The organism is Rhodoluna sp., assembly GCF_044239955.1.
In the GTDB taxonomy this organism is placed as follows: Bacteria; Actinomycetota; Actinomycetes; order Actinomycetales; family Microbacteriaceae; genus Rhodoluna.
This window is the reverse complement of the sequence record NZ_JBIIAL010000014.1, coordinates 1-21,593: the sequence shown is the minus strand read 5'-3', so window position 1 is coordinate 21,593 and position 21,593 is coordinate 1. Positions and strand designations below refer to the sequence as shown.

General features: G+C 49.4%; 26 protein-coding genes. 20 read left to right on the top strand and 6 right to left on the bottom strand.

Annotated elements, in window-relative coordinates:
* The first annotated feature begins 129 nt into the window (after window positions 1-129).
* The 17 genes from AC9UFE_RS05335 to der all read left to right on the top strand — a co-directional run bounded on the left by AC9UFE_RS05335 (window position 130) and on the right by der (window position 15,466).
* Complete coding sequence (locus AC9UFE_RS05335; protein WP_509546519.1) at window positions 130-1,098, top strand: hypothetical protein; 969 nt, start codon at window positions 130-132, stop codon at window positions 1,096-1,098.
* On the top strand, window positions 1,088-2,071 hold the full coding sequence (locus AC9UFE_RS05330; RefSeq protein ID WP_509546517.1) for an HAD-IIA family hydrolase: 984 nt from the start codon (window positions 1,088-1,090) through the stop codon (window positions 2,069-2,071). Before AC9UFE_RS05335 ends, AC9UFE_RS05330 begins: the two co-directional genes overlap by 11 nt.
* 24 nt (window positions 2,072-2,095) lie before the next feature.
* Complete coding sequence (locus AC9UFE_RS05325) at window positions 2,096-2,239, top strand: hypothetical protein (protein WP_509546514.1); 144 nt, start codon at window positions 2,096-2,098, stop codon at window positions 2,237-2,239.
* Window positions 2,211-3,044, top strand: a complete 834-nt coding sequence (locus AC9UFE_RS05320; RefSeq protein WP_509546522.1) for a TlyA family RNA methyltransferase — start codon at window positions 2,211-2,213, stop codon at window positions 3,042-3,044. Before AC9UFE_RS05325 ends, AC9UFE_RS05320 begins: the two co-directional genes overlap by 29 nt.
* Complete coding sequence (locus tag AC9UFE_RS05315) at window positions 3,041-3,973, top strand: NAD kinase (RefSeq protein ID WP_509546511.1); 933 nt, start codon at window positions 3,041-3,043, stop codon at window positions 3,971-3,973. Before AC9UFE_RS05320 ends, AC9UFE_RS05315 begins: the two co-directional genes overlap by 4 nt.
* A 3-nt stretch (window positions 3,974-3,976) precedes the next feature.
* Complete coding sequence (recN, locus tag AC9UFE_RS05310; protein WP_509546508.1) at window positions 3,977-5,665, top strand: DNA repair protein RecN; 1,689 nt, start codon at window positions 3,977-3,979, stop codon at window positions 5,663-5,665.
* Between the two features lie 66 nt (window positions 5,666-5,731).
* Entirely contained in the window at window positions 5,732-7,408 is a 1,677-nt protein-coding gene (gene pyrG, locus AC9UFE_RS05305; protein WP_509546505.1) for a CTP synthase, read from the top strand.
* Window positions 7,401-7,970 carry an NUDIX domain-containing protein gene (locus tag AC9UFE_RS05300; RefSeq protein WP_509546502.1) on the top strand — a complete coding sequence of 190 codons (570 nt, stop codon included), beginning with the start codon at window positions 7,401-7,403 and terminating at the stop codon, window positions 7,968-7,970. The genes pyrG and AC9UFE_RS05300 overlap by 8 nt, the downstream gene beginning before the upstream one ends.
* Entirely contained in the window at window positions 7,970-8,902 is a 933-nt protein-coding gene (xerD, locus tag AC9UFE_RS05295; RefSeq protein WP_509546499.1) for a site-specific tyrosine recombinase XerD, read from the top strand. The genes AC9UFE_RS05300 and xerD overlap by 1 nt, the downstream gene beginning before the upstream one ends.
* Before the next feature lie 41 nt (window positions 8,903-8,943).
* Window positions 8,944-9,777 (top strand): ParA family protein, encoded by an 834-nt coding sequence (locus tag AC9UFE_RS05290; RefSeq protein WP_509546496.1) that lies wholly within the window; start codon window positions 8,944-8,946, stop codon window positions 9,775-9,777.
* Window positions 9,761-10,585 carry a segregation and condensation protein A gene (locus tag AC9UFE_RS05285; protein WP_509546492.1) on the top strand — a complete coding sequence of 275 codons (825 nt, stop codon included), beginning with the start codon at window positions 9,761-9,763 and terminating at the stop codon, window positions 10,583-10,585. Before AC9UFE_RS05290 ends, AC9UFE_RS05285 begins: the two co-directional genes overlap by 17 nt.
* A complete protein-coding gene (gene scpB / locus AC9UFE_RS05280; protein WP_509546489.1) occupies window positions 10,575-11,165 on the top strand; it encodes an SMC-Scp complex subunit ScpB in 591 nt (196 codons plus the stop codon). Before AC9UFE_RS05285 ends, scpB begins: the two co-directional genes overlap by 11 nt.
* Window positions 11,155-11,904 (top strand): pseudouridine synthase, encoded by a 750-nt coding sequence (locus AC9UFE_RS05275; protein WP_509546487.1) that lies wholly within the window; start codon window positions 11,155-11,157, stop codon window positions 11,902-11,904. The genes scpB and AC9UFE_RS05275 overlap by 11 nt, the downstream gene beginning before the upstream one ends.
* A gap of 2 nt (window positions 11,905-11,906) precedes the next feature.
* Window positions 11,907-12,269, top strand: a complete 363-nt coding sequence (gene aroH, locus AC9UFE_RS05270; RefSeq protein WP_509546484.1) for a chorismate mutase — start codon at window positions 11,907-11,909, stop codon at window positions 12,267-12,269.
* Window positions 12,266-13,351, top strand: a complete 1,086-nt coding sequence (locus AC9UFE_RS05265) for a prephenate dehydrogenase (RefSeq protein WP_509546482.1) — start codon at window positions 12,266-12,268, stop codon at window positions 13,349-13,351. The genes aroH and AC9UFE_RS05265 overlap by 4 nt, the downstream gene beginning before the upstream one ends.
* A complete protein-coding gene (gene cmk / locus AC9UFE_RS05260; protein WP_509546480.1) occupies window positions 13,348-13,995 on the top strand; it encodes a (d)CMP kinase in 648 nt (215 codons plus the stop codon). Before AC9UFE_RS05265 ends, cmk begins: the two co-directional genes overlap by 4 nt.
* 19 nt (window positions 13,996-14,014) lie before the next feature.
* Complete coding sequence (gene der / locus AC9UFE_RS05255; protein ID WP_509546477.1) at window positions 14,015-15,466, top strand: ribosome biogenesis GTPase Der; 1,452 nt, start codon at window positions 14,015-14,017, stop codon at window positions 15,464-15,466.
* Here the strand turns inward: der and AC9UFE_RS05250 are convergent.
* Both AC9UFE_RS05250 and AC9UFE_RS05245 read right to left on the bottom strand, forming a co-directional pair.
* Entirely contained in the window at window positions 15,463-15,981 is a 519-nt protein-coding gene (locus AC9UFE_RS05250) for a hypothetical protein (RefSeq protein ID WP_509546474.1), read from the bottom strand. The two genes, der and AC9UFE_RS05250, sit on opposite strands and share 4 nt — an antisense overlap.
* An 88-nt stretch (window positions 15,982-16,069) precedes the next feature.
* Window positions 16,070-16,225 carry a hypothetical protein gene (locus tag AC9UFE_RS05245; protein ID WP_509546471.1) on the bottom strand — a complete coding sequence of 52 codons (156 nt, stop codon included), beginning with the start codon at window positions 16,223-16,225 and terminating at the stop codon, window positions 16,070-16,072.
* A 352-nt stretch (window positions 16,226-16,577) separates the two neighbouring features.
* Between AC9UFE_RS05245 and AC9UFE_RS05240 the strand changes: the two genes are divergently transcribed.
* Window positions 16,578-17,012, top strand: a complete 435-nt coding sequence (locus AC9UFE_RS05240; protein ID WP_509546468.1) for a hypothetical protein — start codon at window positions 16,578-16,580, stop codon at window positions 17,010-17,012.
* Between the two features lie 483 nt (window positions 17,013-17,495).
* Here the strand turns inward: AC9UFE_RS05240 and AC9UFE_RS05235 are convergent, their stop codons facing one another.
* The 3 genes from AC9UFE_RS05235 to AC9UFE_RS05225 form a co-directional block, all read right to left on the bottom strand.
* The gene (locus AC9UFE_RS05235) at window positions 17,496-17,834 is read right to left on the bottom strand and encodes a hypothetical protein (RefSeq protein ID WP_509546465.1); all 339 of its coding nucleotides are present in this window, start codon (window positions 17,832-17,834) and stop codon (window positions 17,496-17,498) included.
* Between the two features lie 220 nt (window positions 17,835-18,054).
* Window positions 18,055-18,480: a hypothetical protein gene (locus tag AC9UFE_RS05230; protein WP_509546462.1), complete on the bottom strand. Its 426-nt coding sequence runs from the start codon at window positions 18,478-18,480 to the stop codon at window positions 18,055-18,057.
* Window positions 18,481-18,679: 199 nt separating this feature from the next.
* The gene (locus AC9UFE_RS05225; protein ID WP_509546459.1) at window positions 18,680-19,141 is read right to left on the bottom strand and encodes a hypothetical protein; all 462 of its coding nucleotides are present in this window, start codon (window positions 19,139-19,141) and stop codon (window positions 18,680-18,682) included.
* Window positions 19,142-19,236: 95 nt separating this feature from the next.
* On the opposite strand from AC9UFE_RS05225, the gene AC9UFE_RS05220 reads away from it, so the two are divergent.
* Together AC9UFE_RS05220 and AC9UFE_RS05215 are read left to right on the top strand one after the other, a co-directional pair.
* Complete coding sequence (locus tag AC9UFE_RS05220) at window positions 19,237-20,244, top strand: hypothetical protein (RefSeq protein WP_509546457.1); 1,008 nt, start codon at window positions 19,237-19,239, stop codon at window positions 20,242-20,244.
* Between the two features lie 80 nt (window positions 20,245-20,324).
* Window positions 20,325-20,864: an SHOCT domain-containing protein gene (locus AC9UFE_RS05215; protein WP_509546454.1), complete on the top strand. Its 540-nt coding sequence runs from the start codon at window positions 20,325-20,327 to the stop codon at window positions 20,862-20,864.
* A gap of 118 nt (window positions 20,865-20,982) precedes the next feature.
* Here the strand turns inward: AC9UFE_RS05215 and AC9UFE_RS05210 are convergent, their stop codons facing one another.
* Entirely contained in the window at window positions 20,983-21,432 is a 450-nt protein-coding gene (locus tag AC9UFE_RS05210; protein WP_509546452.1) for a hypothetical protein, read from the bottom strand.
* Between the last annotated feature and the right edge of the window lie 161 nt (window positions 21,433-21,593).

Sequence of the window (21,593 nt, the reverse complement as noted above, 5' to 3'; positions counted from 1 at the left end):
GCTAAGACCTCCTGCGCCGATGGTACTGCAAGGGTGACCTTGTGGGAGAGTAGGACACCGCCGGACTTAGATTAGGAGATGGTCACCAATGTATGTTGGTGACCATCTTCATTTAAGGACAAGTTGCTCATGAACGATGACAGAGACAAAAGGCCAAGGCCTTCGCGTCCTGAACGCTCTAGACCATCGGGCCGCGCAGCGCGTCAAGAGCCAGAGTCAGAAAGACCTGACTGGCAGCAACTAGTTGAGCGAACCCGCGATCCAAATCGTGAGAAATCTCCTGTAATTCCAGATGCCATAACTCCTGATGATGTTGATCTAGGGGTCCGTGTGCAACTGAAAACTCTCACCCCAGAAAACGCCGAAATGGTGGCAAGACATCTTGCGATGGTGAATCTATTGATTGAGCAAGATCCAGAGCTTGCGCACAAGCACGCACTAGCAGCAGCTAGGCGAGCGGGAAGAATAGCCATAGTTCGAGAAACTGTTGGAGTAACTGCTTATACCGTTGGCGATTACACCCTGGCCCTACGAGAGTTATTGGCCCACCGAAGAATTTCAGCATCAAATGATCAGATTCCGCTAATAGTTGACTCAGAGCGCGGCATGAATAGGCCAGATCGGGCTCTCAAGATGGCCCGCGAGGTCGACCGCAAGAAGCTAACCCCAGCTGTTCGAGTGAACCTGGCAATCGTTACTAGCGGTGCAAGATTGGATCTTGGCGAGAACGAGCTAGCTCTGGCAGAGCTTGAAATTCCAGAGCTAAACCCAGCCAAGGTTTTCTCATACTCGCCTCCACTATTTCGCGCATATGCCGACACTCTTGAGCTATTGGGTCGCAAACAAGATTCCAAGAAATGGTTTGAACTAGCTGAGCGTGCGGAAGTTGCACTTGCTGGCAAGCCAGAAGATGTTCTAGAAATTATTGAAGAAATTGAAATTCCGAAGTTGGCCGACAGGTCAGCTCGGACTTCATCCGATGATGAACCAAGAAAACCTTACGGCCGATCTGGTTCTAGTAGCCGCGACTCTGGTAAACCCCGCCGGGGATTTGATAACCCAGGCGGCGAACGACGAGGAGCTCCTCGTGGCCGCTAAGGTACTAGACAAATTCGAAACTCTACTTTTGGACTTAGACGGTGTCATCTATGAAGGTGGCCGCGCAATCCTTGATTCCGTTGAATCGATAACCGCACTTCAGGCCAAAGGAATCCAAGTTGGCTACGTAACCAACAATGCATCTAGAACAAGCGAAGCAATTGCCGAGCAGCTTAGATCTTTTGGTTTAGAGCTAAAAGCTGAGGACGTCATCACTTCAGCGCAAGCTGGAGCAGGCCTTCTAAAACAGATTGTTCCTGCCGGATCAAAAGTTTTGGTGGTTGGCGGCGAGGGATTGCGCTCGAATGTTTCACTTGCTGGATTCCAGGTAGTCGAATCAAGTAAGGATTCACCAGCTGCTGTTATTCAAGGCTTTGATCCATCGGTTGGCTGGAAACAGTTAGCTGAGGCTAGCTATGCAATACAAAATGGCGCTAAGTGGGTAGCCACAAACCAAGACTGGACTATTCCTAGAGAAGAAGGTCTTGCGCCAGGAAACGGCACGCTGGTGTCTGCAGTTCACACCGCAGTTGGACAACTACCGGTTGTTGCAGGTAAACCGGAAAAAGCAATTTTTGAAACGGCAATGTCGCACTTTGGCTCTTCGAGTGCGGTCTACGTGGGCGATCGATTGGATACCGATGTGATGGGAGCCAATCGAGCAGGTATCGGCTCGGCTCTTGTGATGACCGGTGTTACTACCCGCAAAGAAGTCTTGGCCGCAAAGGCTGATTCTAGGCCTTCCTATATTCTTGGAACCCTCAAGGAGCTACTAATTAGCTACCAGCAACCCACAAAAACCAAGCGCGGTTACAAACTAGGTAGCGCCGAAGTTGAGCTGCTAGGGCAAAAGGTTGTGGTGAGTTTTGGAGACCCGAGGTCTCTGGAGGCTCTAAAGTGTGCGTGCTTGACTATCTGGGGTAGTGGTCAACCGATTCACACCCTCGATGTCGAGCAAGCCTTATACGAATAAGCTAGGAACAAAGGAAAGGTATTCATGTCAGAGCTATTGGACCAATTCGCTGTTGAGATATCCAGCGCCCGTGAATTACCCCTTGCCGAACAACCTGCAGCTTTTGAAGCCATCAGATTAAAGCTCGAAGCCATGATTTCTGACAACAGGCCACAAGAAACTGAGTAATCTTCGAATCGATTCTCACCTTGTAAACATTGGCCTTGCAAGATCCAGAGGTCACGCAGCTGACCTGGTAAAAGCCCACAGAGTCTTCATTGGCGAACGAGAACTAACTAAACCCAGTCAATTAGTTGACATTGAAGCTCAGATAGTTGTCATTGCCGCAGACGAGTATGTCTCGAGAGCAGGTCTAAAGCTCAAAGGAGCGCTAGATAAATTTGCCGAAATAGATGTAGTTGGCAAGTGTGCGCTGGATGTAGGTGCCTCTACCGGAGGCTTTACCGATGTCTTGCTAAGACACGGAGCCAGTCGAGTTGTAGCTATTGACGTAGGTCACGACCAATTAGCCCCTGAATTACAAACTAACCCAAGGGTGCTCTCTTTTGAGGGGATTAACGCCCGCGAGGTCACAATGGGAGAGCTTCGTGAGCTCACGGGAATTGCAGATCTAGAGTTCCAGCTCGTGGTTGCGGATCTCTCCTTTATATCGGTCACCTTGGTGTTACCGGCTCTAGTAAAGGTGGCTCCAGAGGCTGATTTTGTACTACTTATAAAGCCCCAGTTTGAGGTCGGAAAGCAGTCACTATCTGCTTCTGGAATAGTGTCGGATCACAGACTTAGGGCCCAAGCCATCAAGCAGGTTGTGGATTGTTGTAACGAGCTAGGACTTGGGGTGCTTGGATTAGAGCGTTCAGAGCTACCTGGCACCCACGGGAACATCGAGTATCTAATCTGGGTTGCTAGTTCCGAGCGCCCAAATCAGTCAAAATGGACTGAGAGAATTGAAAAACTGGCTAGGGAGGGAAAATGAGCGCAAAACGTCTAGTTTTGCTGGTTTCCCATACCGCCAGGGATGAAGCAATTGTTGCAACCTTAGAATCAGCAACAGCACTGCTGGCTGCGGGAATCACGCCAGTGATGACCAAAGAGCAACTTACCGAAACCAAAAAGTTTGCTACCGGCGAGGCAGCAAAGACCCTGGAACAAGTTCTTGAACTTGGATCCGACTGTCAAGAAACCGAGCTTGAGCTAGCAGTAGTGCTTGGCGGGGACGGCACTATATTGAAAGCTGCCGAAATTGTTCGGGAATCTCAGACGCCGCTATTAGGTATCAATTTGGGCCACGTTGGATTCTTGGCCGAGAGCGAAAAAAATCAGATTGGCTCAACCATCGAGCGAGTTGCTAACCGCGACTACCTGGTCAAAGAGCGCCTAACCCTTGATGTTTCGGTATTGCTAGAGGGTAAAGAGGTATACCGTTCCTGGGCCCTAAACGAAGCGGCGGTGGAAAAAAGCGCTCGCGAAAAGATGCTCGAAGTTGTTGTTGAAGTAGACAGCAGACCGCTATCGAGTTTCGGTTGCGATGGCATCGTTATGTCAACGCCAACCGGTTCAACTGCTTATGCGTTTTCTGCCGGAGGCCCAGTAGTTTGGCCATCGGTTGATGCGCTGCTACTTGTACCAATAAGTGCCCACGCGCTATTTGCAAGACCACTTGTTATCAGTCCGGGTTCGTTGTTGGCTGTTGAAGTGTTACAGCGATCTCCTGGTCACGGTGTGCTGTGGTGCGATGGCCGAAGAACGACCGATCTTCCGGCAGGTGCCCGCGTGGAAGTTAGAAAGTCCGACAAATCGGTGAAACTTGCAAGACTAAACCAAGGACCTTTCACAAACCGTTTGGTCAAGAAGTTCTCTTTACCGGTTGAAGGTTGGCGCGGACCGGATTCAAAAAAGGGTTAGCTCGTGATTGAAGAGATTCTTATTCGAGACCTCGGGGTCATCAGCGAAGCCAAGCTAGAGTTTGGGCCGGGGCTAACTGTTCTAACCGGTGAAACTGGAGCCGGAAAAACCATGGTGCTAAACGCACTTGGGCTATTACTTGGCGAACGAAGTGATTCTTCTGCTATCCGCAAAGGACAAGAGCAAGCCTTCGTTGAAGGCAGATGGTTACTTGGCGATTCTGCAATGAAGCGAATTCGCGAGCTGGGAATCGAATTGGATGACCAAGAGCTATTGGTCAATCGTTCTGTTTCTGCAGAGGGCAGATCACGCGCGTCGCTGTCTGGCAAGTCAGTGCCAGTTGGAATCCTGTCTGAAATTGGCGACCAACTTGTGGTGGTTCACGGTCAGTCCGATCAGATCAGATTGCGCTCAGCGGCCGCTCAGCGCGAAGCGCTGGATCAATTCGCTGGAGATGATCTTGCAAAGGTTTTGAACGAGTACGCAGCAGTGTTCGCAAACTGGAAGCAAGCTTCTTCACGCTTGATTGAGCTAACTACCCAGCTGGATGCTAGATCTCGCGAGGCCGACCAGATTAGATCGGCTGTTGAAGAGCTAACCGTCTTGGACCCAAAACCAGGAGAAGACGTTGAGCTATCTGACAAGGCTTCGAAGCTAACTCACCTAGAGGAGCTTCGCATTGCAGCTACCGAATCGCACAACCAGCTAAGTAGTGAAGGTTTCGATGATTCATCCGATGCCATAACTTTGATCGGCAAAGCCAGACGCTCCCTAGAAGCAGTAAGTGAGCATGACCCGGAGCTTGCATCCCTTGCCGAACAGCTAAAGGAGATTGGCTACTCACTAAATGAAACCAGTGCCAGCATTTCTGGTTACCTAGCTTCGCTGGATTCTGACGGCAGCGCCGAGCTCGAAAGAATTCAGCAAAGAAGAGCAGATCTAACTTCCGCGATGCGAAAGTATGGCCCAAGTCTTGAAGAGGTGATTTCTTTCTTGGAAAATTCTGGAGCGAGATTACTTGAGCTAGATTCTTCCGACAAGGAAATCCAGGAGCTAACTTCCTTGGAGCAAGCCTTGAGTAAACAAGCCATGTCTCTAGCAAAAACCATCACAGAGCGTCGAACCAAGGCTGCGGCAGAGCTAGCAAAATCGGTAACCGCTGAACTGGCCGCTCTTGCCATGACCGGCGCCTCACTCGAGGTGACAGTTACTCCCTCGTCGGAGCTTGGATCACACGGTGCCGATCAGGTGATAATCCTGCTTAGCGCCTACCCGGGAGCTGAGCCAAGACCCCTTGGTAAAGGTGCCTCCGGGGGAGAGTTGTCCAGGATTATGTTGGCCATCGAGGTAGTTCTTGCCAAGAGTGAGCTGGCTCCTACCTTTATATTCGACGAAGTTGATGCTGGCGTTGGCGGAGCCGCAGCTACCGAGGTCGGAAAGAGGCTTGCTACTTTGGCCCAAAACGCCCAAGTTATAGTTGTCACCCACCTGCCACAGGTCGCAGCTTTTGCCAATAGGCATCTAAGAGTTCTAAAAAGCGTCAGTGATCAATACACCGCTACCGATGTGGTGCGCCTAGAAGGCGAAGCCGTGGTGGAAGAGCTAGCCCGAATGCTTTCTGGTTTGAGTGAATCTGAAAGTGGAAAAACTCATGCCAAGGAACTTTTGGAATTGGCAAAAGCGTCAATCTAGAAATTCTTTCCGTGTCGTTTTGGCTTGGTTGCGGCTAAGCCCAAAAACTGAGTAAACTAAAATTCCATGGTAGAAACTGTGGATCCGGGTCGCACAAGACACATATTCGTCTCCGGCGGAGTTGCCTCCTCATTAGGAAAAGGCCTCACAGCAGCCAGTCTCGGAAATCTCCTTAGAGCACGCGGTCTTCGCGTCGTGATGCAAAAACTAGATCCATACCTAAACGTTGACCCAGGAACCATGAACCCGTTTCAACACGGTGAGGTTTACGTCACCGAAGATGGCACCGAAACCGACCTAGATATCGGTCACTACGAGAGATTTCTAGACATCAACTTGTCAAAAGCGGCCAACGTAACAACCGGTCAGATTTATTCAACTGTTATTGCCAAGGAGCGCAGGGGAGAGTACCTCGGGGATACCGTTCAGGTTATTCCTCACATCACCGACGAAATCAAACGTCGCATGAGACTGCAAGCTAACGAGGAGCCAATTCCCGATGTAATCATCACGGAAATTGGTGGCACCGTCGGTGACATCGAATCTCAGCCGTTTTTGGAAGCCGCCAGACAAATTAGGCACGACGTGGGTCGTGACAATGTGTTCTTTGTTCACGTATCGCTGGTTCCATACCTCGGACCATCGGGTGAGCTCAAAACCAAGCCAACACAGCACTCGGTAGCAATGCTTAGATCTATTGGTATCCAGCCAGATGCCATTGTTTGCCGCTCGGACCGGACACTTCCAGAGTCAATCAAGAAAAAGATTGCATTGATGTGTGACGTGGATATTAGGGCTGTTGTAAACGCCGCCGATGCCCCAAGCATTTATGCAATTCCTACTGTTTTGGATAACGAGGGACTAGACGCTTACATCATCAATTCGCTAAGCCTCAAAGCCGGCGAGATTGACTGGAGCAGGTGGAGCTCAGTTTTGAGCGCCGTAAACGAGCCAAAACACGAGGTCACCATTGCCCTGGTAGGTAAATACATTGAGCTACCAGATGCCTACCTTTCGGTAACCGAAGCCTTGCGAGCTGGAGGTTTTGCACATCAAGCCAAGGTCAACATTCGCTGGGTGGCATCCGACCTTTGTGAATCAGAAGAAGGTGCTGCCAATCAGCTTTCCGATGTTGATGGGATCTGTGTTCCTGGAGGATTTGGCGTTCGAGGCATCGAAGGCAAGCTTGGAGCACTCAAGTTTGCAAGAGAGAACAAGATTCCAACTCTTGGTTTGTGCTTGGGATTGCAGTGCATGGTTATTGAGTTTGCAAGAAATGTCCTGGGCCTAGAAGACGCATCTTCAACAGAATTTGATCCGAAAGCCAAGCACCCGGTGATTGCAACCATGGCCGAGCAGATTGATATTCTTGCTGCCGGTGAAATGGGTGGCACCATGCGCCTTGGTTCATTTGAGGCGAAACTTTCAAAGGGTTCAATTGTTGCTGAGGTTTATGGCAGCAATGAAGTCACTGAACGCCACCGTCACCGCTACGAGGTAAACAACTCTTACAGGGATCAGCTAACAGATGGCGGAATGGTTATCTCCGGGACTTCTCCTGATGGCTCCTTGGTTGAATTTGTTGAGCTTTCAAAGACAGATCACCCTTACTATGTTTCGACTCAAGCCCATCCAGAATTCAAATCGAGACCAAACAAAGCGCACCCGCTATTTGTTGGTTTAGTTAGGGCAAGTCTGGAGCGTCAAGAGTCCAACCGACTCTTTGAGGTCAAGGATGCCTAACGACCAGAGCGTCGATATTGCGTCTATCAAAAAGACACTTTTACACAAAGGCATGGTCTGGGACCTAGTTTCCGAAACCTTTGAATTCAATGGCGTTGAACTAACCCGCGAGTACGTAGATCACACTGGTGCGGTAGCTGTTTTGGCTTTCAATGAGAAAGAGGAACTGCTTCTAATGAAGCAGTATCGAAGACCAGTCGGGAAGTTTTTAATGGAATTGCCTGCTGGATTACTTGATGTGCCGGGGGAGTCGCTCTTGGATTGCGCCAAGCGCGAGCTTGCCGAAGAGGCAGGTTTAGACGCAGCTAGCTGGTCTGAGTTGATTAGTTTTCACACCACACCCGGTGGCAACAACGAGGCGATAACAATATTTGTCGCCAAGGGTCTTTCTGAAACCAATTTGGTTTTCGAGGCAACTGGCGAAGAGGCAGACATGCCTAAATCTTGGGTGCCATTCAAGGAGGCTGTGAAGCTCGTGCTTACGGGTCAAATCATGAGCCCAAGTGCGGTTGTTGGCATTATGGCCTATCAGCTAAGTAAAGACGATTCACTAAGAAGCTAATGAAAACCCTCGCGCAGCTAGTTGATGATTACCTTCGACACCTGAGCATCGAACGTGGACTATCTAAGAACACGATTTCCGCCTACAGGCGCGATCTGAGCTCTTATCTTGGCTATTTGGAGAAACAAAAGATCTCTGAACCTAGTCAGATTCTTGAGTCTCATATCACCGGTTACGTGAGTTCAATCTCGGAATCCGGAGCACTGTCAGCTAACTCGGTGGCAAGAATGCTTGCCGGGGTCAGGGGATTGCACCGTTTCTGGCTGTTTGAATCAATCACGATGGGTGACCCAAGCTCTATGGTCAAGCCGCCTAAGCTTCCAAAGCGGCTACCTAAGGCAATCAGTATTTCTGAAATTGAGAAGCTAATCGAAGCTTCGGGGCCAGACCCAAAGAGAATAGAAGCCGGAGAACCTGATCTTGCGCGAATTCGCGACCGTGCAATTCTGGAGCTGCTTTACGCAACAGGGGCGAGAATTAGCGAGTTAACCGCACTGAACTTGGATGACCTAGTGGACCCAACCATGATTCGGCTTTTTGGAAAGGGCTCAAAGGAGCGAATTGTTCCGGTTGGAAGTTACGCCCAGAACGCCCTCGAGGTGTATTTGGTTAGGGCTCGGCCAGTGCTGGTAAAAAAAGGCAAGGGCACACCCGCTCTATTTTTGAATCAGCGCGGCAGCAGATTATCCAGGCAATCTGCCTGGCAGATTATTAGCGATTGTGCCGATGCAGCCAAGATTCAATCTGAGGTTTCACCGCACACCCTAAGACACTCATTTGCCACCCACCTTCTAGAAGGCGGGGCTGATGTCCGAGTTGTGCAAGAACTCCTCGGTCACTCTTCGGTTGCCACCACCCAGATTTATACTCTTGTGACAGTAGATGCCCTGCGCGAGGTTTACGCTACCAGCCACCCAAGGGCCAGGAAGTAGCGGTCGCATCGGGCGGGTAGGCTATTAGCTCGGGAGGATTCATGGCACAGCGACCAGCTAAGAGGCCGGTTTTTGACACCCCCGCACCCCTGCAAAGTCACGGTCCCGCAAGAATCATTGCGATGTGTAATCAAAAAGGTGGCGTGGGTAAGACCACCACAGCCATCAACTTAGCCTCGGCACTTGCAGGCTATGGTCGCAAGGTATTGCTAGTTGATTTCGACCCACAAGGTGCACTTTCCGCAGGCCTTGGCGTTGTCGCTCATGATATCAAGACCATTTACGATCTGATGGTTGAAAAAGACCTAAAGGTTCAAGATGTGATTTTGCCTACCGGCGTGAAAAACCTTGACGTAATTCCAGCGAACATTGACCTTTCCGCTGCCGAGGTTCAGCTAGTCAACGAGGTTGCTAGAGAGCAGATTCTGGCTAGAGTGCTTAGACCCATAACGGATAACTATGACGTTGTAATCATTGACTGCCAGCCATCGCTAGGCCTTTTGACCGTGAATGCCCTAACTGCAGCCCACGGTGTTCTGATTCCATTGAACTGTGAGTTCTTTGCTTTGCGTGGCGTAGCTCTTTTGATCGAAACCATCGAAAAAGTGCGCGACCGCTTGAATCCAGCCATCAAGCTTGATGGCATCTTGGCCACGATGTATGACCCGAGGACTCTGCATGCTAGGGAAGTAGTTGAAAGATTGTATGAAGCCTTTGGCGATCAGGTTTTCGACACCATCGTGCACCGCACCGTGAAGTTCCCAGATGCCACAATCGCAGCTGTTCCTATTACCGAATTTGCCCCAACATCAGATGCCGCCGAGTATTACAGAACTGTGGCAAGAGAGTTAGTGTCTCGTGGCAACGCCCCATAACCTCGAGGTCCTAGAACCCGAACAGGACAAAGGCTTTGCGCTTAAGCTCAGTAACTTCGAGGGCCCATTTGACCTCTTGTTGTCTCTTATTTCCAAGCACGAGCTAGACATCACTGAGATTTCACTCAGCCGCGTAACTGATGAATTTATCCAGTACGTAAAGCAGCTTGACGAACACGAAGAGATGGAACAGGCCAGCGAGTTTCTGGTTATTGCCGCAACCTTGCTCGATCTAAAGATCGTCTCCTTGCTTCCAAAGGGAGAGCTTGTTGACGCAGAAGACGTGGCCCTGCTGGAAGCAAGAGATCTACTGTTTGCAAGGTTGCTTCAGTACAAGGCGTTCAAGGAAGTATCTGGCTGGTTCGCAACCAGGATTGATGTGGAAGCAACCCGTGTTGCCAGAGAAGTCCCAATTGAAACCAGGTTCCGCGAAAGCACTCCGGAGCTTGTTTGGACCATGACTCTTGAAGAGTTCCATGCTCTATCTCAAGAAGTATTTACCCCAAGGGAAATCCCTGGCATTGGACTCACTCACCTTCACGCACCAGCAGTAAGTATCCGAGAGCAAGCTACCGAAGTTATCTTGCGACTTCGAAAAGCCGGAAGCTTGACTTTTTTTGACCTAATTCGCGACGAGCCAGATCGGGCCAAGATCGTGGCCAGGTTCCTTGCGGTGCTTGAGCTTTACAGACTTTCTGCTATTGCTATGCAGCAGGATGGACCTTTGGCGGATCTACTAATTACTTGGCAAGCGGATAACTTTGATGATGAACAACTAGCAACCCTGGGAGCAGACTATGACGCGTGATGAGAATCAAGGAACCGAGAACACCTTGCAAGAAGACAGCATCGAAGGAGCCATCGAGGCCATCTTGATGATTACCGATGCTCCGATCTCGCTGGTGGCCTTAGCAACTGCCTTAGAGATCCCAGTGAACCAGGTTCGCGACGCTGTCGCAAAGCTGCGCGATGACTACGACGGTAAAGACGGCATTAGCGCCAGAGGGTTTGAACTTCGCGAGGTAGCGGGTGGCTGGAGAATCTACGTTCGCCAGAACTACGACTGGGCTGTGAAGATGTTTATCGCTAACGAGAACCCAACTAAGCTTTCGCAGGCTGCCCTAGAGACCCTTTCGGTTATTGCGTATAAGCAACCAATTGCCAGAGGCCAGATAGCCTCCATTCGAGGAGTGAACGTGGACTCAGTTGTTAGAACACTCACCTCCAGAGGTCTAGTTACCGAGCTGTATACAGATTCTGAAACGGGCGCAATTCACTACGGAACTACTTCGTTACTACTGGAGCAGCTGGGTATTAATTCTTTGGATCAGCTACCTCCTATTAGCCCGTACCTGCCTGATGTCCATAGCGATTTCAATGAGCGATAGAGAATCAACCGAGGGCATCAGACTTCAGAAGGTAATGGCTAGTGCTGGGGTGGCATCCAGAAGAGTTTGTGAAGACCTGATTTCCTCCGGGTCCGTCAAGGTCAACGGCAAAGTTGTCAAGGAACTCGGCACCCGTATCAATCCGGAAATTGACAAGGTGGTAGTCAAGGGCACCCCGATTCAACTCGATGTATCAAAGGTTTATCTGATGCTTAACAAGCCGGCTGGGGTAGTTAGCACCATGCAAGATGAACACGGCAGGCCTGATCTTTCTCAGTATGCACTTGATTACGATCGCATCTTCAATGTCGGAAGACTGGATGTTGATACCACCGGATTGTTGTTGATGACCAATGATGGTGACCTAGCCCATAAGCTCATGCACCCGTCCTTTGAGGTTTCCAAGACCTACCAAGCCAAGGTGCACGGCCAAATCACTCAGCCAGTTCTAAATCAGCTGCTTGCTGGAATCGAATTAGAAGATGGCCCTATCAAGGCCGATAAGGCTAGGTTCCTGTCTGCTTCTGGAAACCACAGCCTTGTCGAAGTTGAGCTTCACAGCGGCAAGAACCGTATTGTTCGAAGAATGTTTGAATCTCTAGGGTTTCCAGTGGTTGCCCTAGTTAGACGACAGTTTGGCCCCCTACATTTAGGCCATCTAAAGCTTGGTGCCGTGAGGCAACTGTCTAAAATAGAGCTCGGAGCTATTTTGAAAGCCGCTGACAAGAAAAGGACATAGTCATGTCGATTCGAGGAATCCGCGGTGCCATCCAGCTTGATACAGACGAGCGCTCTCATCTAATCAAGTCCACGGCTGAGCTTCTAACCAAGATCTTGCACGATAACAACGTCAACGAATCTCAATTGATTTCGATTCTCTTTACTGCAACGCCAGATGTGAAATCGGAGTTTCCAGCGCTAGCGGCTAGGGAGCTGGGCCTTGGCGATGTTCCCCTAATGTGCTTTGTTGAAATGGATGTAGCAGGGGCTATGCCGAGAGTTATAAGAGTTCTCGTAAACGCTGAGCTAGATACCCCTAGAAGTGAAATCCAGCACGTTTATCTTCGCGGAGCAACAGCCCTGCGCTTGGATCTGGCCCAGTGAAAGATTCGAGACTAACCGGGCCAATCAAGATTGTTGGTACCGGCCTTATTGGAACATCTATTGGCCTGGCCCTGAAAAGTAAAGGCCTTGAGGTCTTTCTGGAAGATTCCTCTCCCGCGGTATTGAACCTAGCTATTGATTTTGGAGCGGGAAGTAAGTTCCTACCGGGCGCCGAGCCAGAGTTAGTAATTGTCTGCACGCCACCTGATGTGACAGCTCAAGTTATTGCGGGGGAGCTCTTAGCTCATGAAGCAGCGACTGTGACCGACGTGGCAAGTGTCAAAGGAACAGTGCTGACTGCTTTGCAACAGCAAGGAATTGAGCTTGCAAACTATGTCGGCTCTCACCCAATGGCAGGACGCGAACAAACAGGAGTCCTAGCTGGCAGGGGTGATCTATTCATTGGAAGGCCTTGGGTGATTACCCCAAACAATGCATCATCAAACGCAGCCGTTTTGGTGGTTGAATCTCTAGCGCACGATCTTGGTGCAACCATAGTGTCGATGGATCCACTTGAGCACGACAAGGCAGTGGCCCTTGTCTCCCACGCACCACAAATTGTCTCCTCACTACTTGCTGCACGACTTGCTGGGGCAGACAGTGCCGATGTTTCACTTGCCGGTCAGGGACTAAGGGACACCACACGCATTGCAGCATCCGATCCAAATCTTTGGATGCAGATTCTTTCTGCCAACAGCACTCAGGTTTCGAGCGTTCTTAGAAGTGTGCGGGATGATCTAGATCAGATTCTTGAGGCGCTAACTGACACATCTAAACCCGGTGCGCTAACCAGCATCGGAAAGCTCCTGGAATCTGGAAACCAAGGGGTTTCCAAGATTCCAGGTAAGCACGGCTCGAGCGCAACAAAGTATTCCAAGGTCACGGTAATGATTGACGATAAGCCGGGGGAGCTTGCAAGGCTTCTGACTGAGATCGGTCAAATAGGTATCAACCTCGAAGACCTTACTTTGGAGCACGCTACCGGTGCCCAAGTTGGACTTCCAGAAATTTATGTTCTGCCAAGTGCAGAAGCTGAGCTGGTTTCAGCTCTAACTGAGCGCGGCTGGAAGATTGTTGGATGAGCAAGCTCATTGTTGCAGTTGACGGCCCAGCTGGATCTGGAAAGTCGAGCGTTTCCAAACAAGCTGCGAGGCAGCTTGGCTTTGGATACCTTGATACTGGTGCCGGTTACCGCGCTCTAACCAGGACCGCATTAGAGTCGGAGATTGACCTCGCAACCGTTGGTGAGCAGGATCTCGAAGTTTTGTTTGACTACTCAATTTCTACAGACCCAGACAACTACTGGGTCAAAGTGGGGGATAAAGACCTGACCGAGGCAATTAGGTCCCAAGAAGTTGAGCTGAACGTTAGCAAAGTGGCTGCTCAGCCAAAAGTTCGCTCATTTATGCGAGAAATCACTAGATCACTAGCAGCTAGCTGTCCAAACGAGGGCATCATCGTTGAGGGAAGGGACATCACCACAGTTGTGATGCCTGATGCCAAAGTGAGGATTCTACTTACAGCCAGTGAAGAAGTTAGACTTAGTCGAAGATCACTCGATCTGCCAGAAAATGGATCTTTACAGGCCCAACTTAGCGATCGAGACAAGAAGGACTCAAAAGTCGTTGACTTTTTGAACCCAGCACCTGGGGTAACCCTTCTAGATACCACCGAACTCGATTTCGAGCAATCGGTAACTGCCTTGGTTGATCTAATCAACCGCTAACCGGCTAAGGAATGAAGTCATGGAAGAAGATCAGCTCGACGAGCAAGCACGCGCCGACGTGCTGCGCGGGTCGCTCAGCGACTACGAGCTAGACGAAGAAGACTTAGCCCTCTTAGAACTTGAATTAGCCGAAGAAGGATTCGAAGGCTACCTGCCAGCTCTTCCAGTGCTGGCAATCGTAGGCCGACCTAACGTTGGTAAGTCAGCTTTGGTGAACCGAATCCTTGGACGCCGTGAAGCGGTAGTTGAAGATATTCCAGGAGTAACCCGAGACCGAGTTTCCTACAAAGCCGAATGGAACGGTAGAAAATTCACACTTGTTGACACCGGTGGCTGGGAACCAAACCCTAAAGGAATTGACGCTGCTGTCGCCGCCCAAGCCGAGGTTGCTGTTGAGCTATCGGACGCTGTGTTGTTCGTGGTGGATGCGATGGTCGGACCAACAGCTACCGATGAGCGAGTAGTCAAGATGCTCAGGGCATCGGGCAAGCCGATAATCCTTGTCGCCAACAAAATAGATGACGCGAGGCAAGAGCCAGAAGCTGCCGCGCTTTGGTCACTAGGGCTAGGCGAGCCGATGCCGGTTTCGGCAGTGCACGGTCGGGGAGTAGCGGACCTACTTGATGCAGCGATGGCAAAGCTTCCTGAAATCTCTGCTGTTGCCGAACAGGAATTTGGAGGACCTAGACGAGTTGCCCTAATCGGTCGACCAAACGTCGGTAAGTCATCTTTGCTAAACAAAGCTGTTGGGAAAGTGCGTGCGGTTGTAAGCGAAATTGCTGGAACTACCCGTGACCCCATCGATGAACAAGTTGAGTTGGGTGGAAAGACCTGGCGCTTTGTTGATACCGCAGGTATTCGAAGAAGAATCAAGTTGGCTCAAGGAGCAGACTTTTACGCATCCCTTCGCACAGCCGCTGCCCTTGAGCGAGCCGAAGTAGCTGTTGTCTTGTTTGATGTCACCGAACCGCTAAGCGATGGCGACATTCGAATTGTTGATCTTGCGCTGGAGTCAGGCCGAGCACTGGTTCTTGCTTTCAACAAGTGGGACCAGATGGATGACGAGAGAAGAAAGTATCTAGAGCGAGAGATCGAGCAGAACCTGTCACACGTTTCTTGGGCTCCGAGAGTAAACATTTCAGCCCTTACTGGCCGTCACCTAGAAAAACTTGTTCCTTCTTTGGAGGTCGCTCTGCACAGCTGGGACCTTCGAATTCCAACCGGCAAGCTCAACACCTTTATACAAGAGCTAGCTATGGAGTTCCCTCACCCAGTAAGGGGAGGCAAGCAGCCTAGAATCTTGTTCGCGACCCAGGCCTCGACCAGGCCACCAAAGTTCATCCTCTTCACAACAGGCTTCTTGGATCCGCAGTATAGAAGGCTCATCATGCGAAGACTTCGCGAGAGCTTTGGCTTTGAAGGAACTCCTATTGAGATCTCCATGCGAGTGAGGGAAAAGCGTAAACGCTAAGACTCTCGTTCTCCACAGTGTTCACACTCAACCTTGGTTGTGTACTTCACGCATTCATGGCAAATGCGTCCCTCAGATGCCTCAGTGCTACCAGTGAGGGGGGCTGCTTTCGAGTTTGCAGGGCTTTCAGGATACTTTTTCTGTGTTTCTGAAGTTTGATACTCATAAATCATAGGCTTCTCCTCGCTCGGGTCGTTCAGCCCTACGTTTGATAACGCCAATTCGCGCCATCCCATAATTGACGACACCAAAACCCCCACAGAAAGAATGATTGTAGCTACAGCGACCAGCAAGTAGGCCCATGCCCGTTGTTGAAAATCCCAGATGCTCGCGGTCTCAAATATCGACACCCCAATCCAAAACAAAATGGCGGCAATTGACGTGAAGGTCAGTTGAATAAAAAGAAATAGAACAAAGGCCCTAATGGCACGTGTAGTTCTGTCACTAGCTGCAGTCGTTCTATCACTCGCAGCTATTGCTTGCTTTAGTAGCTCTTCTACAGACTCTTTTGCCATGAGACCCCTCTAATAAAAAATTGATTCCGTGTTTGGTTTGATTCTAGCTAGTTAAAATTCACAGATAGCCCTTGTCCAAGGACGGGTGTTAATTACACGCTTGCTTAAGTTGGTCAAAGTAGTCATCTCGGTAACCCCTGACAAAGCCGAGAGCAAGAGCGTCACTGTGGTAAGACCATATGTCTGCAACAGCTATTCCAATCTCATCTTCATAGGTGAACCCTGCATCTACCAAATCCGACATCAGCCCGTAAGCCTTTGCTATTACTACGCTCGGGTCGGGATTCTGACCATCCCAGTTTTCGTACAGTGGGAGTAGCTCCGCGCAACTATCTGCAACTACGCTATTTTGACCCGTGCCGGCGCACCCAGTTGTAACAAGCAGCAGCGCACACAAGGCCGTTGCTATTTTTCCTCTATTCATGGCTTCCCCCAAATTCTTGCCCGACAGTGTTGGGCTAAAATCTAGCAGATGGTCATCTCTGTTGTCAGAAGGTATCTTTCTCTGGAAACCAGAGCCTCATCTAATCCATCAAGCTTTCCAGACTTCAGCTATCATGAGCACAAGAGCTATTTGATACTTCAAGGGGGATACAGTGATTAAGAAGTCAATTTCCGGCCTACTTCTAGCGATGTTGGGGTTAACTGGTTGCGCAATGGGGTCATCCAACTTATCGGCTGAGCAACTTGCGGCAAGACCCACCGAGTCCGATGCCACTCTTTGGGACGAAGAAGATTACCGCTCAATTGCGGCAAAAAGTTGCCTTCTTTACAAGACTGCTTTTGACTCAGCACTAGGTGATGCTTACCTAGATTGGGACACGCAAAGCGTGCAATGGATGACAGTAAACCTCACTTCAGGTGCGTTAGAGGGCCACCCCAAGTGGGGCCCTATCAATGAGGTTGTCTTTGCTCTTCTTGCAAACTCAATTGGTCGATCAGTTGGGGAGGGCGGGGTAGATGTACCCATGGATGCCGCTGCTGAGCAGTACGATCTCTGCCTAGAGCTCGGTGTAGACGTTAACGAATAGCTGTTACAGTGCCCTAGCTTGATTTAGGCTTAGCCTTTCCTTGTAGCAACTTCCATTCTGGCCGACCAATAATCAGAAGTAGGCTGGAAAAAGGGAGGCTTGCCATCGCAGGAACTACAAGCCAAATTAGGTTATTGGCTTGACCGGAGAGAATAAAATCCCAAGGAAGCGTAAAAATGTTGTACATCCCTACGCTCGTCAATTCCACAAACGTTGAGAAAAGAACAACTAGAAACCCAATGTTTTTTCTGCCTACTAACTGGAGAATCACAGACACCACGACTAGGAGAACAACACCAATTCGAAGATAACTGAAGAGAGGATAACTCCAATTCGAAGAAAAGAGATAGGTTGGCTGGATCATGTCCGCTATAGCAACTGCCAGACTAGTTACTATAAACGCCATTTGGAGCACCATGGCAAGTCTTGTGAAAATCGAAGTTTCAGCCGACCAGAACTTGGAGCGCTTGACTGCCTGGACGCTCACTCCTGAAACCAGTTCTTCGCGGAAGTGGCTCCATCTGATTTCATAGGAATGTGTGGTGAGCTTTTCGGTCCTGAATCAAGGGAAGACTGTCCAAGTTCCACCCATGCCATGACGATTGCGATTAGAGCGGACACAGCGATAACTAGGACCCCAAACACGATTGTTATCCCACCCACACTTGGGTTGAAAGGTGCGCTTACAAAACCTATAGCTGCCAAGACAGATCCAATTAACAATCCTGGAATCCAGCCGACAAGGACAATAGCGATTGATCGTGTCGCCCTGGTGTTTCTATTTATTGCTCGAATGAGTTCTGAATCGTTTTGAGTTACCAATATGTTCCTCCCTCATGAATAGCTGTAAATCAGTTGAGAAAAAGGTAGCACAACTCCCAAGAGCTACAACCTGAGATTTGGCTTTTGCCCGAAGTACCTATTCCAATCTGCAACTCATGGCTAGTAGAGCCTCAAATCTTGTAGGGTCTAATCAGTTTCTAATTTTAGAGCAGTGCCAGCAAACCCCACGATCGCTAAACAAAAACTAGCAATGACCTTGCTAGTAAGCAGCACACGCTGACTTGGCGTTTATTGCTGCGAATTGTATGTCTCCTGCCGCTTCATTAACTTCGTCTGACAAAATGCTGGTTCCCCCAGCAAGTAAATTCCCTAAAGACAATGTGACTCTTCCAGCTTCAGCAATAGCCGACTCAACGGATGCATCTTCGGAAGTTATGTCCAGCAAGCTCTCACCTGCGTCGACAAGCTCAGAGCCAGCTCTTATTACTGTCTCAGAATCCTCATAGTTGTCAACTGCAAGGTTAATAAAATCGGTTGCCTTTTGGACTCTCACTTCGAAGAGCTCACAGGCTTCCGCTGCTGTCGGTTTTGATGCAGTGACTGGAGTCGACGTGTTCGAGCAGCCAGTTAGCGCGAAACCCGCAAGTAAAGCAATAGAAATTAGTTGTTGGCTGGATTTAAGCATTAGTCCCCAATGGTCGATGTAAGTTGCCTAAATTCTATCTACTTTCCTCCAAAAGGGTTCTAATCAGTTACTGGTGTGAGAGGTGTGCGCAAACTACCTAGTGGGGGAGATACGGGCAGGACGGTATGATCGTGACGAATTACAAATCCAAATTGACCGAATGATTAATTACACCAAGAGTACTTGAACTGGGTGAAGGTTACTGCTCCCAAACTCTCCTCATCGGGATTTTGCAGGTAGGACACGCGCCGTTAGCAACTTCCTTGAGCTCGAAAGAAGATTTGCATTTCCCACAGTCCCAATATGAATAACCTGTGCCTCCATCATCTTGAGAGTCATAAGTGTCATAAGGAACTGCATGTCTAGAGAAGACGTTGGAGAGCTCCAATTCATCCCAACCAGCTTTACTAGAAAGCACCACTCCAGCAATAATCAGCGCTAAGACTAGAATTGACACAAAGCCATTGGGTTCGCAACCGAAAGCCGTGCAATTGTTTTCATCAGGAAAAGCTAGTCCGATTTGCCAGAGCACAAAGGCAGCGGTTAAAAAGGCAAGCTGAATAAACAAGAATCTAACTAACGCTCTTACCGCATGAGTAGTCCTATTTGAAGCCTCGATGTTCTTTTCAAGTAACTTCGCTAATTTGTCGTCGGTTGGCATGTTTCCCCCTTATAGATTCCTGTGTTCCTGCTTACATCACTAAGTTTAGGGAGTCGCTAGAGCCCCAAGTCGAGTAAGTTGGAGACATGGGGAAATTGGCATTCGGCAGTACATTCCTAACTAGAGCCAAGGGGTTTTGGGGCTGGTTCATTCAGAAGAGCCCTGCATTCATAGTCCTAACTTCATTGACAGTAGTGAGCGTATTCGGCCTAGGTGTTGGTGGAACACTTGCAGCTACTGGTGTTATTCCAAATCCTTTTTCAAGCCAAGAACCTGAAGGCGATGAGACATTAACTTCTTCGTCGGGAGAGCAGGGCAATGGTGACGAATGGGCCGACCCATACCCATGGACCTATGGAAATTCCGATAGACCTCCCTCAGAAATGGGATGGGATGGAACAAAACATGTACCCACTGAAGGAAGTTGGGTAGAGGGTTCATCTTGGCAATCGTTCGGAGCTCCTCATCACATTAGATATCGCTGGAGCACAACCGATTTGCACGTCGTATCCAGCCTCAGTGGACCTTGCCCGTCAAGAGATGGAGTCCTCCGTATAGAACACAACATGCCTAACTATGGATATCTTTCAGAAACCAGCGCAAGGAACTTTGGATGGTCTGGAAGCAACGCAGTCGATGGCGGAGCCAGTGCACCAATCGGCGGATTCAAGGGGGGAATGTATAGTTTTGGTGCTGGAGGTTGTAACGGGAGCTATCACCACCCATTCGGAGAATACAAGTGCTTTAACTTCAATGAAGTTTGGATTGAAATGACGGGTACAAATGCAGTACCAGGACTTCACAAGATACCAATTCCTGAAGTCGTTGCCAAGAAGGACTGCTGGCCAGGTTCAGAAAATAATGACCCAACTAGGTATCTGGGTGAATTTGGTTCGGACATTTACGAAAAGCTTAGGGATTACCCAGAGGCGATTATCACTCCTCCTGGGTTTAATGCGCCGCCAAAGATTGAATGGGGGCCATACGTTCCATCTTCACCCACCCCTTCCTCAACACCAACAACAGAACCATCCCCAACCCCAACACCTGAAACTTCGCCAACTGCAACAACAGAACCATCCCCAACACCTACCAGTCCTTAGCAACACCTCAAGGCCTGGGGCTCGAGCTGCAGCGTCCTGTAGGGTTGGGTTTACACGCTAGCAAAAAAGGGGAGCGCACCATGAGAGAAGATTTACGAAGTGCAATAGAAAGAGACGGCTCTGCAGACCGAGTTTCCGAAGAGCAATTTCAGGCAATTGAACAATATGTACCCGCAAATTCCAAAGTGCTCTGCGCTCTCGGTTGGGGGATGTTCCTTCTTCTGGACACGGGAATATTGGTACTTCAAACCAAGAGCATCTTTAAAGGTGGAGTAAAGGGAGCGGAGTTGGTTCCATTCAGCCACATAGGAAAGGTTTCAGTTAAGAAGCAGGGTCTCATCTACACATTGGATATTCACAGGAATAATGCGAACGCTGGCATGCTCGCGGGAGCTAGCTCACCAATTACGAAACTCATTGGGGCTATGACTGGAAGCCGTGATAACGCGTACAATTTCCAGGAGCTACTTTTGGATAAGATGGCGGGCTCTCCAGGAAACGCTCAATCACCTGATAATTCATTGGAAAAGATTGGCCAACTCAAGAAGCTTCTTGACTCAGGTGCAATTTCTCAGGACGAGTTTGATGAAAAGAAGAAGAAACTAATGGATTCAATTTAGAGCCAATCATCGAGTACGGTCTAATCAGTTTACTGGTGCGAAAAGTTTGCTAACCATGACTCACGTAAACAGTAAGTACCCACAATTCCGTTCGAATGAGGAGGGACCCTTACCTTGCTTATGGAGTTATAGTGAACCTTAAAACATAAGTATTCTCACTAGTTCGATTTGCCGAGACGGGTAAATCGCCATACTCTATACGATGGATTCCCAGCTCTCCTTCTTCGTCCCACTCTAAATCGCTAAGGGCTGAAGCAAGCATGAACGACCCCAAATCATCTGAAGGCGCACCCTTGGCCATGGTGTTACCAAGACACTTCAGAAAAGGATTCGCTGCCAAGCCATTAGCGACGACTACTAGTTCTGACCCTTCTTTTTGAATACCAAAGTCATAGTACGAATCATCAGGACTTTGGCCAACGCAGGAATTTACGAGATTAGGCCAATCTGTATTCACAATCGGTCCTTGGCTAGTTGCTTCCTCGCCTGAGGTACCCCCTGCACATCCAGTTAGCGCGAAACCCGCAAGTAAAGCAATAGAAATGAGTTGTTGCCTGGATTTATGCATTAGTCCCCAATGTTTGATGTAAGTTCCCTACATACTATCTACTTGACCCCAAAAGGGTTCTAATCAGCTACTGGTGTGAGAAATGTGCGAACTACCCCCTCCCAGTTAAACAAGACTCCTGAAGACCCTGGTGAGCTCAGTTACGCGGACGGCGCGCGCGA